A 10,903-nucleotide genomic window follows, 5' to 3' on the forward strand; every position below is an offset into this window, starting at 1 on the left:
CATGCTGACAGAGAAGATCAAGGTCACGCCCCAGCAACGCGCCAATGCCCTCGAGGCGCTCAACGTGATGTGGCCCAGCGTTCCGCCAGAGAACGTGTTCCCGGCCCTGCGGGATTGGCGCGGGGCGGGCGAGGAGTTCGCAGTCCCGCCCAGTTGCGGAACGCTCGCCTGCTTCGGCGGGTGGGCTGAATGGTGGCCCGAATTCCGCCGCCAGGCAGGCCTCGCTCCGGACACCGGCACGATGACTTGGGGCGACGTGGTGGAGCTTTTTGGGCCACCCAGACACTCGCAGATGGACATCTTGCCTGCTATGCGCGGCGGTCACCCTGCCGACGAAGGCTTCACCGGGACCGACCACGAGCTTGTGTCGAATCGCTTGCGCTGGATCATCCAGAACAGCGAGGTGGCTGGATGATCCCCATCCCGCTTGAATTCATCCGTTCGATGGCCCGGCAGCCGGTGAGGAACTACATCGCGCCGGGCCTGAGCAGCTACATCATCGGCGCGCCGCACGAGGGTGGTTGCGTGCGCCTTTTCGAGAGCGAGCGGGAGCAGCAGTTCGCCATCACGCCGCACTCGCATCGGTTCGACTTCCACTGCCTGGTGCTCCAAGGTCGCGTGACCAACCGGCTGTGGCGGAAGTCAACGGCCGGCGATGACTTCGTCGAAACCAAACTGATCTTCGACTCGCTCGGCAAGTACAAGCGAGGCGCGACCGAGGCGGTGCGGCGTGTTTCACACGACACCGTGTATTCGGCCGGGCAAGGCTACGCAATGAAGGCTGAGGAGGTGCACAGCATCTACTTCGGCCGCGATACCTCGGTCCTGTTCTTCGAGGGGCCGAACGTGCTCAACACCTCGGTGATCCTCGAGCCGTGGGTTGATGAAAAAGCAATTGAAACCTTCCGGGTCGAGCCCTGGATGTTCCAGAAGGAGACTGCGTGACGAACCCCAAGATCAAGGCGCTGCTCGATGCGGCCGCTGCCCAGCAACTCGTCGTTGTGGCACTGCTCCAGGCGGCCGAGGCGAGGATCGAATACACCGACGACGGCGAAAGCGAAATCTCCTCGTGGGCGCTCCGGAGCGTGCGCGAAGAGGCGGAAGCAACACTGTCGTCTATCGAGGGCCTGCTGCGTGACCTACCAGCGTAACGGAACCCCTGACAGCCTCATGGCACCCCTTCTATTGCAGGACCCCATCCAGCTCCTGATGCAGGAGCAGAAATCTGGCGGTTACGCCTCGAGCGCACGGGCAGAAGAGCCAGCGTCGAGCGCGGGAGTGGCGGATGCACTGAAGGCCTTCGTCGCGATTCAGCCGCTCCAGTACGGTGCGCATGGCACGCGCGACGTGGACATCACCCGCTGGCATGAAGCGCACAGGGCGGCGGTGTCCGTCCTTGCCCAGCCCGCGCCCGCGCAGCGGCTCAAGGATCACCAGATTGCCAAGCTGGTGAATGACCTGCGCGACGTGGCGAAGGAGTATGGCCAGTCGCAGCAGTTGCGTGAGCGCATTGCCGAGGTGGTGCGCGCCGCCCTTGGAGACCACACGTCATGACCGAAACGATCCCCAATGACCTGAATGCCATTCGTGCTCGCGCTGCAGCGTTCGCCGCCGAGCACGTGGTGGCGCTCGCTCGCGAGGTGAGCGCGTGGCAAGACACCGGTTTGCTCGTTGATGGGCGAATGCGAGAGCTGGCTGCGATCGTCGCGCCCATCGCTGGGGACCACAAGATGCAGATGGCGGAATCATTTGCCGACCGTGCGGCTCGCAGCGCCGTCCTCGCAGCGAGCAGTCTGCCGGACTTGCCCAAGCCCTTCCGGGTGGAGCAGCCGCAGAACCACGAACCCTTCGGGCTCTTCACAGGCAAGCAGATGATCGAATACCGCCTGTCGAAACCAAAGTCAGGACGAGAAGGTCACTAGCGGTTGAAGGTGTTCGCGATCCAGCGCCGCAGCTCCGCAAATTCGACGAGCCTCATCTGGATCTCTGTTGTGTTCTCGCCTTGGACAAAATCTCGCGCGCCTCGTGTGAATCTCGACGTGGTCACGAGCATTGACTTATTGGCCCCTTCCTTTTGATGCACGCCATACAAGGCTCGGACCATCTCAACAGAGACCGGTCGATCTTTGGCATAGCGCTTGCACTCCACCAGGTATTTCAACGGTGTCCCAAGGTCATCGTTTCGACACGCAATGATGTCCCGGCCGCCGTCTTTTGATTTCTTCGTAAGCTCAACCTCGAAACCATGCTTCTTGAATATGTAGGCGACCATCTCCTCAAAAGCTCGAGGGTCGGCGCTATAGAGAACATCCGGGTTGTGATGTGCTTCAAGAATTAGGGTGTTGGAGCAGTTCCCTAGTCGAGTGATGATCTCTTGTTGCTTGGGGACGTAGAGGCCCGCCTGATCGCTGAACTCATAGAGGCGCTCGTCCCATTGGACATCGATGTCGCCAAAGCCTGTGATGAGCTCTCCGCCGTCGACCCTCGTCTCGCTGTCGGCAGGGCTGCCGACGGGGTATTCGGTTGCCGTGTAGTCAACCGTCATGGTATGCCGGCATTGCGGGCAACTGACATCCACGAAGCCGAAGTAGGTGAGTTCTGGCCCCATTTCCCGCTCATCGCCGTCGCCAATCTCTTGAACATCGAGATCCGAAAAGTCAATGGGGATCTTGTTCCTACACTTACCGCACTTGATCTCAGCAAAGTTTGAAGCCACCCGGTTCTCCTCGTATTTGTCGCGGTCGATCATACGGTCGCGATAGCCTGAATCGAGGGCGGGCTTCGGTCCTTGATGCGGGGATAAGATCGCGCCTTTCACTCAAGGAGACCTCGTCTTGGCTCAAACCTACGCTCAGGTTCAAAAGGAAATCGCCCGCCTGCAAGCTCAGGCCGAAAAACTGCGCGAGCAGGAGATTGGCGAAGTCGTCGGGAAGATCAAGGTGGCGATCGCCGAATACGGCATCACCGCTGAGCAGCTCGGCTTCAAGAAGACTGGTGCCGCGAAGGCTTCAGTGAAGGTCGCAGCGAAGAAGGGCAAGAAGAAGGCCGCCGTCGTCATGTACGCCGACGGCCAGGGCAACGAGTGGGTCGGCCGCGGCCCGCGCCCCAAGTGGCTCAAGGACCTCACCGGCAAGGACGGCGATATCAGCGCCTATCGCGTCTAGGTTCTGCGGGTCAGGTCTGGGTCCGCAGTACCTGGACCGGTCCGATGCCGTTGTAGACCACCTCCTGGGTTTTCAGGCATGTGACGGTCCAGCGCTCGTTGCCAACACCTGGCGTGACCTTGTAGTCCCCGGGCATGTTCGGGAGGCTGCGGTCTTCGCGCACGTCGTTGTCGTACCACACGGGCGCACGCAAAATCGTGGTGGGGAAGGGGAGGAATTCGGTCTGGCTCATGACAGCATTCTCGGTGCTCCTACGCCCGCGCAACGGGCACCTGGCGCAGGTCGGTCGTGTAGTGCGGTGTGCGGCGCCCCTGGCGCATCGTCCATTCGCGCTTGTCCCCGCCGTTGCCGGTGCTGGCGACTCGCAACGTCCCTTTGCCGTATCGATCGTTGACGACGTCCAGCGCCTGCATCAGCTTGCTACGTTCGCGGCCTGCTTCGTCTTCAAGGTCCAGTTCTCCCTGGAGCACGCTGCCGCTGCTGAGTTCAAGCAGCATCACACCCGCTTTCGCCAGGTCGAAGCCTGGCTCGAAGAGGCACTTGAGGCCCAGCACCGCAGCTTGCGTGATGGCCGCTGTGTCGCACGTCGGACGGCGCAACGGGACGGTCAAGGACTTCGCGAAGCGCGGGCCCGGCCGGAAGGGCGAGGTGTGGGCAAACACCAGAACCAAGCCGGCCAGGCTGCCCTGACGGCGTAGCTTCTCTGCAGCGCGCCCCGCGAACTCGCTGACAGCCTCGATCAGCTGAGGCAGTTCCCGAACGGGATGGCCGAACGACCGGGTGCAGGCGATCTCTTTCTTCGGTGCCGGCGCGTCATCCAGATCGATGCAGGGAAGGCCTTGCAGCTCGCGCACGGTGCGTTCGAGCACCACCGACCACCGGCGGCGGGCGGTCGCGGGGTCCAGCCGCGCCAAGTCCAGGGCAGTGGTGATACCGCCCTCGCGCAGCTGTTCGCCGATGCGCCGCCCGACACCCCATATCTCGCCGACATCGGTGCTCGCCAGCAGGGCCTCCATTTCCTCCGGCCCCAACGTGGAGAAGTCGCAGATCTGTGCCTGCAGCTCCGGGTAGGTGCCGGGCTTTCGTTCAGCCACCTTGGCGATGTGATTGGCGAGCTTCGCGAGTGTTTTGGTTGGGCCGATGCCCACGCAGCAGGGGATGCCAATCCACCGCAGGATTCTTTCGCGCACAGCGCGCGCCCGCCCCCGCAGGTCGCCTGGAATTCCAGACAGGTCGATGAAGGACTCATCGATCGAATAGATCTCCTGCTCGGCGCCCATGCCCGCGGCCAGGGTCATCATCCGGTCGCTCATGTCGCCGTAGAGCGTGAAGTTGGCCGACAACGACACGAGGCCGGCCTGGTCCTCGAGGTGGCGGAACTCGAAGTGCGGCTGGGCCATCTTGATGCCCAGAGCCTTCGCTTCGTCGCTGCGGCTGATCGCACAGCCGTCGTTGTTGCTCAGGACGACAACAGGGCGACCCTGCAGGCTCGGCCGAAAGACCCGCTCGCAGGAGACGTAGAAGTTGTTGCCGTCGACCAGCGCGAACATGTCACGTCGAAAATTGTTTGATGCAGCTGGTGACCACGCCCCAGATCTCGATCGTCTGGCCCTCGGAGGGCGTGATCTCGGGGTACGTGGGGTTGCCAGCTTTGAGCTTGAGGCGGCCGGCGCGCAGGTACAGCTGCTTGACCGCGAAGTCGCCATCCACAACGGCCACCACGATCTGGCCATGCCGCGGCTTCAGCGCACGATTCACCACCAGCAGGTCGCCGTTGTCGATGCCCGTGTCACGCATGCTGTCGCCAGCCACCCGAAGCATGAAGGTCGCCTGTGGGTGCGTCACCAGCACGGTGTTCAGGTCGATACGCTTGACGAGGAAATCCTCGGCAGGCGAGGGGAAGCCGGCATGGACGGTCGCGTCGGCGATAGGCAGCATCAGGCATTCGGTGCTCAGAGGCTCCGGCGCCGGTTGTGCCAAAATACTGTTCATACATACAGTATAGGTCGGTCTGGCGCTACGATGTCACACCAATTGGTTACTGCCCTGTCGGGCTCCTTGGAAAGGATTTGCGATGTGTTATTCCGCTGAAGTCCGGGCCGACTACGCAGCGTTCCAACGCCTCTTTCCGGGCACGAGGCTGTCCATCAAGGACTTCTTCGCGGCGTACTGGAAGCGCAAGCAGCAGCCGATGTTGCGGTTCCCAAGGGCGATGGACGCCTTGTTCGCGAACCCCACGAGCGAGGAAGAGCGACAGGTGAAAGCCCTGATCGATGAATTCAATGTCGCTCAGGCGATGGTGCACGAGCAGACGCTATTCACCCAGCGCGCCCGCCTGGTGGATGCCGAAAGAAAATTGCTGGTGAAAGAGACGAAAAAGGCGCTAAACGACAAGCGAGTCGCCACCGACAAGATCGCCACTTCGCTGGCGAAGATCGAAGATTTGAAGCGCACTGACCTGAAGCCGCGCGACGCTCGCATCTTCCCGGGCTGGTACGCGCCGGTGCTGGTGATGGAGGAGGGCGAGCTGGTCCTCAAACCCATGCGATATCTCTGCCGGCCGGCGGGCAAGCCGGCCTTCTACGACACGAAGTACCCGGGCATCTACAACGCGCGCCGCGACAACCTCCGGAATTTCTGGAAGGGGCAGTTCGGCCATACCCATGGGTTGATGATCGTGAACGGCTTCTATGAGAACGTGAAGCTGCACAACATGGAGCACCGCGAGCTGCGTCCGGGTGAGGAGCCTGAGAACGTGGTGCTCGAGTTCCGACCGCGGCCGGCGCAGGACATGCTGATCGCATGCGTCTACTCACACTGGACACCGCCGGAAGGTTCAGACGAGGAGGATCTGTGGTCTTTCGCAGCTGTGACCGACGAACCGCCACCTGAAGTCGCGGACGCAGGCCACGACCGCTGCATCATTCAGCTCCGCCCCGAGAACGTCGAAACGTGGCTGTCGCCGGAAGGGCGCACGCTTGATCAGCTGGACGCCGTGCTGGAAGACAGCATCAAAGAGCGGCCCTACTACGAGCACAGGATGGCTGCCTGATGGTGCGATGAAGGTTGCGGAACTGAGCGGCGACACCCTCGACTACTGGGTGGCGAAGTGCCTTGGCGAACCGCCAGGCATTGCGTACACAAAGGAGTGGCCAGATTTCGAGCGAACGCTTGAGCGCGATGCCATCCATGTGGCGCCACTGCCCGGAAAACACTACCAGTGGTGTGCCGTCGTTGTTGGGCGGCCCGGCGGCCGCCTCCCTGAGGGGCGGGGTCGGTGGCTCGAAGGCCCGACGCCGCGGGTTGCCGTTGGCCGCGCGATCGTGTCGGCGCGCTATGGGGTGGAAGTCGATGACTGATCAGCCGACAGGGTCGGCGTCCTCGTCCTCGTTCACTTCGCGTGGGCCAATACGCTCGTCTGGCGCATAGCGGACAAGCGCACGTACACCTGCATCGAGCGCATCGAGCCACAGGTCATAGGACTCTTCAGCTGATTCAAGTTCGGTCCACTCGCTGGCGTCGTCACCTTCTTCCATCAGGACCCAGAAAAAGTGACCGGGGTCAGGCTCGTCGACGTGCACCGAGATGCGGCGAATATGCGCAGTCACTTTTTGTCCAGGTAGACACGCACTGCCTCTGCTGAGTTACCCACGGCTTTGACGGCTTCGCGAAGCTGCGCTTCACTGCAGCCAAGAGACTTTGTCCACGAGAGCACCTCGTGTGGCTCTTCTAGGGAAATGAGCTTTCGGTCGAGTCCTGTCTTTTTCGTGTCGTCTGTCATGGTGTTCCTCTGATCGTCGGCACGACGCCGACGTGCGAACAATGCTGGCTGGGTGCGGTCTTGGCTATCGCCAAAATGCGATTCCGGCTGACAGCGGCTCTCCTACGCGAGCCGGAAGTTACGGCCATGCCGCATCTCGCCGACTTCCCACCCATGCTGCTCGATGAGCGGCCAGTGGACTTTGATGAGCCTGGCTGGCTCTACGAGATAAAGTTTGACGGATACCGTGTCGCAGCTGAGTTCGACGGCGAGGTTCGACTCAGAACTCGCAACGGAACGGACTGCACGAAATGGTTCCCAGAGATCACCCAGGCCCTGGCCAAAGTGAAGGGCGGCCAGTACATAGTCGATGGCGAAATGTGTGTGCTTGACGAACTTGGCCGTAGTGACTTCGACAAGCTGCACGACCGGGCGCGACGCCGACGCTGGTACGAGGGAGCCTCACCGGTTGTCTATTGCGTCTTTGATCTACTGGTCTACCGAGGCGTAGACATCTCGCAGCAGCCGCTGGTGCAGCGCAAAGCTGCTCTTGCCAAGCTCTTCAAGCCCGCGAAGCCAGGCATCCTGGTGGTTCGTCACTTTGACGACCAGCCCCAACGCATTTTCGAGGAGGCAGTGATTCCGCTGAAGCTCGAAGGCTTGGTGGCCAAGCGCGCGGCGAGCACCTACCAGCCTGGCGTGAGATCGACGGACTGGGTGAAGGTGAAACGAAAAGGTGCTGTTCCACCCGAGCGGTTCAATCGCGGAAAGAGGTAGCTGGTCAGCACATCCAAGAGGTGTCGCATACCCGCGCACGTGCGTGCGCGCATTCTTCATGGTCAGCGCACGCAGCCGACGCACCGGGCGGGCTTCCAACACACGGGCGAGATATTTGGGTCATCGGGTCAGCGCGCACATCGCGAAGCCCGAGTGAAGTGCGAAGTGAACAGGGCCAAGCGGGACACGTTTCCAGCCAACACCCCCACGAGAAACTTCATTCATCGGGAAAGCACAGTGCTCCCGACCTTTATGAACCACCCATTGTTTGGAGGCCCGCATGGCTAAAACCGCTGCAAAGAACACCCCCGTTTCCACCGCGCCCCGCGCACCACGCAAGGGCAAGAAGAGCGCCGATGCCGTGGTCATGAACCACGCCGAGATGCTCGAAGCCGACAACATCGACAACCTGCTGGCCGAACTCACGGGCATGGGCGGCGAGCCTGAAATCGTTCTCGAAGCAGGTGCAGCCAATGACACCGACGCAACCCCGATCGTGATCGCCGACGCCGCGCCCGCAGTCGCCCTGTCCGACGACGAACTCGAAGCCACGCTGGGCCGCGTCGAAGCAGTGCAGGCTTCCATCGACGCTGCAAGCCCGGCCGTCACCGACCCGGCAGCAATGCCCACCGGCGATGCCAGCGACGCCGTTCCCCTGACGCCGGCCGACGCGCTCGCTGACGCCCCCGCGGCCCCGAAGATCCCGCGCAAGCACTACGCCAACAAGGTCGACCGCATCAAGGACCGACTGGGCGCGGGCGCCGCCGACTACACGGTGCTGACCTTGGCCGACGCCGGTGTGTCCGACGAGGACCTGAAGAACGTGATGGACAGCACCTTCGCGATCATCCAGGGCATGAACAAGAAAGAGCAGAACCGCGCGAGCCTGCTGTTCGACTTCCTGTCGGGCAAGAAGGCGACGTTGAACACGGTGCTCGAGAAGACCCTGCGCGTGCTGCACCGCGACGGCCACATCACCACCGGCAAGGACAGCAACCTGATCACCGAGCTCCTGGGCAAGCCCTACAGCATCGGCTCGGCCCGCGCGATGAGCGGCAACACGGTGGGCATGTACGCCGACCTCAAGCTGCTCAAGGCAGACGGGAAGGGGCGCTTCGTTGCCAACGCCGAGAGCACGCTGCTCGCCGCTGCGAACGCCAAGCTGGGCTTGGTCACCGCCTGATTTCTGGTGTGTTGAGACGTTCGGGGAGGGGCGCGAGCCTCTCCCTGCTTTTTTGACTCTACTTGCGTGGGCCTCGGCGTGCTCGGTCCGCAATCTTTTGAGCCGGCGTGCGATCGTCGCCTCTGTTATCGCGGTGGTCGTGCCCACCCGTGTCCTTGGTCCTGCCGTAGTCCATCAAACCGTGGGTGCCGGGCTCCCTCTGCGAACGTTCAGAAATCACGGAGGAAGCCGCTTTCAGGATGATGTCAAACAGGCCCATGAAAGTCTCCAAATTAGGTGGATAGCAGTATAGACACATCCCGTCACATGTCGGCGGTGCACTTCTTCTCAACAGCCCTGCACGCCCTTCAGCCCCAGATGGACGAGCGAGGCTGGTGCTCGGCACGACGTAGCGAAAACTGGCTCGCCCAAGTAAGTGTGTCAGCGAACACTGATTTATTGCCTATAATCACTCAGCACTTCCTTACTACGACGTGCATTATTCACCTATCGCAACAAGCGGGGTTTTATGAACACCAAACCTAAATGCACCTCGGGGATTCCGATCGCCCCGCAAGCCACCTACAAGGTCGGCGGCCGCCTTCTTTCGGGCACCCAGCTGGCGCAGGCCGTTGAGGTCTGCATCGGCATTTCCCAGTCGTATGCCGTCGCGGACGTCAAGAACGGCGGTAGCGAGCGGATCCACTGGGAGGGGCTGGACCAGGTCGCGGAGAAGGCCGACAAGGCTCTGGGCGAGCACCTGCAGGAAGTCAACGACTGGGCCAAGCGCGAGAACGGCTTCCGCAGCGAAGCCATCGCAGAGGCTGCCAACGACGAGCACGTGGGCGCGGCCGAGCGCAAGAAGTCCGACGACACCGAAGGGGGCAGCCTTGACTGACGTGACGCTGAGCGATGAGCTCCGTGAGATCGCAGAGTCCTACTGGGACATCGTCGAGAAGCACGGCCCCGATCTGTATACGCGCCAAACCGCGGTCATGCCGAGTGGAACGGTCTTCTGGGCTGGTATCTGCAACGTGCTCTCGACTGTCCGACTCGAAAAGGGAAGAGTCCACCGCGTGAAATTCCCGTGGGCGTACGGGCAAGTCGGCTCTCTTCTGGACCAGACGCTGGGCAAGGCCTGGCGCGGCGACAACAACACGCTCGAGCCGACTCGTCCGAGAACCTTGGGCGAATGGGAATCGCGCGCTTGGCTGTGCCTGTTCTTGGCCAACGCGCTGGAAGAGGGCGACATTCATGGCTGAACCCACCCGGCCCGGGCAGGAGTGCCGAATCATCGGCTCGACCTCTGGCACCGAGGGCCATTGCGTTGGCAAGAAAGTCGTGACCGTCTTCCTGCACGACCAGCCCCTGCGCAAAGAGAGCGGCGGCGTGATCGTGGACATGGGCGCGGTGTGGCGCGTGCGCGGTCAGGGCCTGCTGTCTGAGTTTGGCGGCGCCGGGGAAGAGGTCGACTGCCTGGCCATCTGGCTGGAAGTCACCGACGACCCGCAGGAAGGCAAAACCACCACCACAACCAAAGATCTGGAGCTGACCAAATGAAGACCATCGCCAAAACCCTCGGGGAAATGCGCAAGACGCTCGCAACCCCAGAAAGCTGGAATGGCGGCTACATGGCCGCCGACGAGAACAACTCCAAGGTGAGCGTGCTGAACCCTGACGCCTGCAAGTTTTGCCTGATGGGCGCTGCAGCGAAGGCCCTCGCAGTGCCGGGCGTCACCAAGTCCTACGAGGCGAACCGGTTCACATTCGTCGAGGAGTCGGAAGTCGGCAAGTTGCTGGTCGCCGTCATTCAAGGGCGGGGTCTGGGCTACGAGACCCATCGTTCCAGCGACCTCATTTGGATGTTCAACGATCAGCTGAACAATCGCGCGACCATACACCTAGCGTGTTCGCTCGAAGAAGCACACGCCGAGGTCCTCGACGTCCTCGACGAGGCGTACCAACACGCAGTTGCAGCCGGGGTTTGAGTGGGCAGGGCCAACAGTCACCACTGACACTCTAAATATCGAAAACAAGAGG

General features: G+C 61.9%; 20 protein-coding genes. 14 read left to right on the forward strand and 6 right to left on the reverse strand.

Going from position 1 to position 10,903, the window contains the following annotated elements:
- The first annotated feature begins 1 nt into the window (after position 1).
- Genes GFK26_RS18125 through GFK26_RS18145 form a run of 5 tightly spaced genes read left to right on the forward strand, consistent with a single transcriptional unit; the run spans position 2 to position 1,922 of the window.
- Positions 2 to 415, forward strand: a complete 414-nt coding sequence (locus GFK26_RS18125) for a hypothetical protein (protein WP_153283176.1) — start codon at positions 2 to 4, stop codon at positions 413 to 415.
- Positions 412 to 945 (forward strand): hypothetical protein, encoded by a 534-nt coding sequence (locus tag GFK26_RS18130; RefSeq protein WP_153283177.1) that lies wholly within the window; start codon positions 412 to 414, stop codon positions 943 to 945. The genes GFK26_RS18125 and GFK26_RS18130 overlap by 4 nt, the downstream gene beginning before the upstream one ends.
- Positions 942 to 1,151, forward strand: a complete 210-nt coding sequence (locus GFK26_RS18135; protein WP_153283178.1) for a hypothetical protein — start codon at positions 942 to 944, stop codon at positions 1,149 to 1,151. The genes GFK26_RS18130 and GFK26_RS18135 overlap by 4 nt, the downstream gene beginning before the upstream one ends.
- Positions 1,135 to 1,554 (forward strand): hypothetical protein, encoded by a 420-nt coding sequence (locus GFK26_RS18140; RefSeq protein ID WP_153283179.1) that lies wholly within the window; start codon positions 1,135 to 1,137, stop codon positions 1,552 to 1,554. The genes GFK26_RS18135 and GFK26_RS18140 overlap by 17 nt, the downstream gene beginning before the upstream one ends.
- A complete protein-coding gene (locus tag GFK26_RS18145; protein WP_153283180.1) occupies positions 1,551 to 1,922 on the forward strand; it encodes a hypothetical protein in 372 nt (123 codons plus the stop codon). Before GFK26_RS18140 ends, GFK26_RS18145 begins: the two co-directional genes overlap by 4 nt.
- On the opposite strand, the gene GFK26_RS18150 is transcribed toward GFK26_RS18145, so the two are convergent.
- Positions 1,919 to 2,749, reverse strand: coding sequence for a restriction endonuclease (locus tag GFK26_RS18150; RefSeq protein ID WP_153283181.1), 831 nt, complete (start codon positions 2,747 to 2,749; stop codon positions 1,919 to 1,921). The two genes, GFK26_RS18145 and GFK26_RS18150, sit on opposite strands and share 4 nt — an antisense overlap.
- Before the next feature lie 85 nt (positions 2,750 to 2,834).
- Between GFK26_RS18150 and GFK26_RS18155 the strand changes: the two genes are divergently transcribed.
- Positions 2,835 to 3,164 (forward strand): H-NS family nucleoid-associated regulatory protein, encoded by a 330-nt coding sequence (locus GFK26_RS18155; RefSeq protein ID WP_153283182.1) that lies wholly within the window; start codon positions 2,835 to 2,837, stop codon positions 3,162 to 3,164.
- 10 nt (positions 3,165 to 3,174) lie between these two features.
- On the opposite strand, the gene GFK26_RS18160 is transcribed toward GFK26_RS18155, so the two are convergent.
- From GFK26_RS18160 to GFK26_RS18170, 3 genes are read right to left on the reverse strand one after another with little or no spacing between them, the layout of a single operon-like run.
- Entirely contained in the window at positions 3,175 to 3,396 is a 222-nt protein-coding gene (locus GFK26_RS18160; protein ID WP_153283183.1) for a hypothetical protein, read from the reverse strand.
- 19 nt (positions 3,397 to 3,415) lie between these two features.
- Entirely contained in the window at positions 3,416 to 4,714 is a 1,299-nt protein-coding gene (locus GFK26_RS18165) for a Y-family DNA polymerase (RefSeq protein WP_153283184.1), read from the reverse strand.
- Position 4,715: 1 nt separating this feature from the next.
- Positions 4,716 to 5,156, reverse strand: coding sequence for a LexA family protein (locus GFK26_RS18170; RefSeq protein ID WP_153283185.1), 441 nt, complete (start codon positions 5,154 to 5,156; stop codon positions 4,716 to 4,718).
- A gap of 82 nt (positions 5,157 to 5,238) precedes the next feature.
- Between GFK26_RS18170 and GFK26_RS18175 the strand changes: the two genes are divergently transcribed.
- Complete coding sequence (locus GFK26_RS18175; RefSeq protein WP_153283186.1) at positions 5,239 to 6,216, forward strand: SOS response-associated peptidase family protein; 978 nt, start codon at positions 5,239 to 5,241, stop codon at positions 6,214 to 6,216.
- Positions 6,217 to 6,223: 7 nt separating this feature from the next.
- Entirely contained in the window at positions 6,224 to 6,523 is a 300-nt protein-coding gene (locus GFK26_RS18180; protein ID WP_153283187.1) for a hypothetical protein, read from the forward strand.
- Here GFK26_RS18180 and GFK26_RS18185 read toward each other — a convergent pair whose 3' ends face one another.
- Positions 6,524 to 6,772 carry a hypothetical protein gene (locus GFK26_RS18185; RefSeq protein ID WP_153283188.1) on the reverse strand — a complete coding sequence of 83 codons (249 nt, stop codon included), beginning with the start codon at positions 6,770 to 6,772 and terminating at the stop codon, positions 6,524 to 6,526.
- On the reverse strand, positions 6,769 to 6,945 hold the full coding sequence (locus GFK26_RS18190; RefSeq protein ID WP_153283189.1) for a DUF3606 domain-containing protein: 177 nt from the start codon (positions 6,943 to 6,945) through the stop codon (positions 6,769 to 6,771). Before GFK26_RS18190 ends, GFK26_RS18185 begins: the two co-directional genes overlap by 4 nt.
- A gap of 126 nt (positions 6,946 to 7,071) precedes the next feature.
- Between GFK26_RS18190 and GFK26_RS18195 the strand changes: the two genes are divergently transcribed.
- The 6 genes from GFK26_RS18195 (at position 7,072) to GFK26_RS18220 (ending at position 10,851) form a co-directional block, all read left to right on the forward strand.
- Positions 7,072 to 7,701, forward strand: coding sequence for an RNA ligase family protein (locus GFK26_RS18195; RefSeq protein WP_228121680.1), 630 nt, complete (start codon positions 7,072 to 7,074; stop codon positions 7,699 to 7,701).
- A gap of 280 nt (positions 7,702 to 7,981) precedes the next feature.
- Complete coding sequence (locus tag GFK26_RS18200) at positions 7,982 to 8,884, forward strand: hypothetical protein (RefSeq protein WP_153283190.1); 903 nt, start codon at positions 7,982 to 7,984, stop codon at positions 8,882 to 8,884.
- A gap of 508 nt (positions 8,885 to 9,392) precedes the next feature.
- Positions 9,393 to 9,761, forward strand: coding sequence for a hypothetical protein (locus GFK26_RS18205; protein WP_153283191.1), 369 nt, complete (start codon positions 9,393 to 9,395; stop codon positions 9,759 to 9,761).
- Positions 9,754 to 10,125 (forward strand): hypothetical protein, encoded by a 372-nt coding sequence (locus GFK26_RS18210; RefSeq protein WP_153283192.1) that lies wholly within the window; start codon positions 9,754 to 9,756, stop codon positions 10,123 to 10,125. Before GFK26_RS18205 ends, GFK26_RS18210 begins: the two co-directional genes overlap by 8 nt.
- Complete coding sequence (locus GFK26_RS18215) at positions 10,118 to 10,423, forward strand: hypothetical protein (protein WP_153283193.1); 306 nt, start codon at positions 10,118 to 10,120, stop codon at positions 10,421 to 10,423. The genes GFK26_RS18210 and GFK26_RS18215 overlap by 8 nt, the downstream gene beginning before the upstream one ends.
- Positions 10,420 to 10,851 carry a hypothetical protein gene (locus GFK26_RS18220; RefSeq protein ID WP_153283194.1) on the forward strand — a complete coding sequence of 144 codons (432 nt, stop codon included), beginning with the start codon at positions 10,420 to 10,422 and terminating at the stop codon, positions 10,849 to 10,851. Before GFK26_RS18215 ends, GFK26_RS18220 begins: the two co-directional genes overlap by 4 nt.
- Positions 10,852 to 10,903: the final 52 nt, after the last annotated feature.

It is taken from the genome of Variovorax paradoxus (genome assembly GCF_009498455.1).
GTDB lineage: Bacteria > Pseudomonadota > Gammaproteobacteria > Burkholderiales > Burkholderiaceae_C > Variovorax > Variovorax paradoxus_H.

What these genes read in the sequence shown, in the direction of transcription:
- GFK26_RS18165 (WP_153283184.1), bottom strand. Translation starts at nt 4,714, where the DNA reads ATGTTCGCGCTGGTCGACGGCAACAACTTCTACGTCTCCTGCGAGCGG.
- GFK26_RS18160 (WP_153283183.1), bottom strand. Translation starts at nt 3,396, where the DNA reads ATGAGCCAGACCGAATTCCTCCCCTTCCCCACCACGATTTTGCGTGCG.
- GFK26_RS18125 (WP_153283176.1), top strand. Translation starts at nt 2, where the DNA reads ATGCTGACAGAGAAGATCAAGGTCACGCCCCAGCAACGCGCCAATGCC.
- GFK26_RS18200 (WP_153283190.1), top strand. Translation starts at nt 7,982, where the DNA reads ATGGCTAAAACCGCTGCAAAGAACACCCCCGTTTCCACCGCGCCCCGC.
- GFK26_RS18190 (WP_153283189.1), bottom strand. Translation starts at nt 6,945, where the DNA reads ATGACAGACGACACGAAAAAGACAGGACTCGACCGAAAGCTCATTTCC.
- GFK26_RS18180 (WP_153283187.1), top strand. Translation starts at nt 6,224, where the DNA reads ATGAAGGTTGCGGAACTGAGCGGCGACACCCTCGACTACTGGGTGGCG.
- GFK26_RS18215 (WP_153283193.1), top strand. Translation starts at nt 10,118, where the DNA reads ATGGCTGAACCCACCCGGCCCGGGCAGGAGTGCCGAATCATCGGCTCG.
- GFK26_RS18145 (WP_153283180.1), top strand. Translation starts at nt 1,551, where the DNA reads ATGACCGAAACGATCCCCAATGACCTGAATGCCATTCGTGCTCGCGCT.
- GFK26_RS18220 (WP_153283194.1), top strand. Translation starts at nt 10,420, where the DNA reads ATGAAGACCATCGCCAAAACCCTCGGGGAAATGCGCAAGACGCTCGCA.
- GFK26_RS18150 (WP_153283181.1), bottom strand. Translation starts at nt 2,749, where the DNA reads ATGATCGACCGCGACAAATACGAGGAGAACCGGGTGGCTTCAAACTTT.
- GFK26_RS18205 (WP_153283191.1), top strand. Translation starts at nt 9,393, where the DNA reads ATGAACACCAAACCTAAATGCACCTCGGGGATTCCGATCGCCCCGCAA.
- GFK26_RS18170 (WP_153283185.1), bottom strand. Translation starts at nt 5,156, where the DNA reads ATGAACAGTATTTTGGCACAACCGGCGCCGGAGCCTCTGAGCACCGAA.
- GFK26_RS18195 (WP_228121680.1), top strand. Translation starts at nt 7,072, where the DNA reads ATGCCGCATCTCGCCGACTTCCCACCCATGCTGCTCGATGAGCGGCCA.
- GFK26_RS18175 (WP_153283186.1), top strand. Translation starts at nt 5,239, where the DNA reads ATGTGTTATTCCGCTGAAGTCCGGGCCGACTACGCAGCGTTCCAACGC.
- GFK26_RS18130 (WP_153283177.1), top strand. Translation starts at nt 412, where the DNA reads ATGATCCCCATCCCGCTTGAATTCATCCGTTCGATGGCCCGGCAGCCG.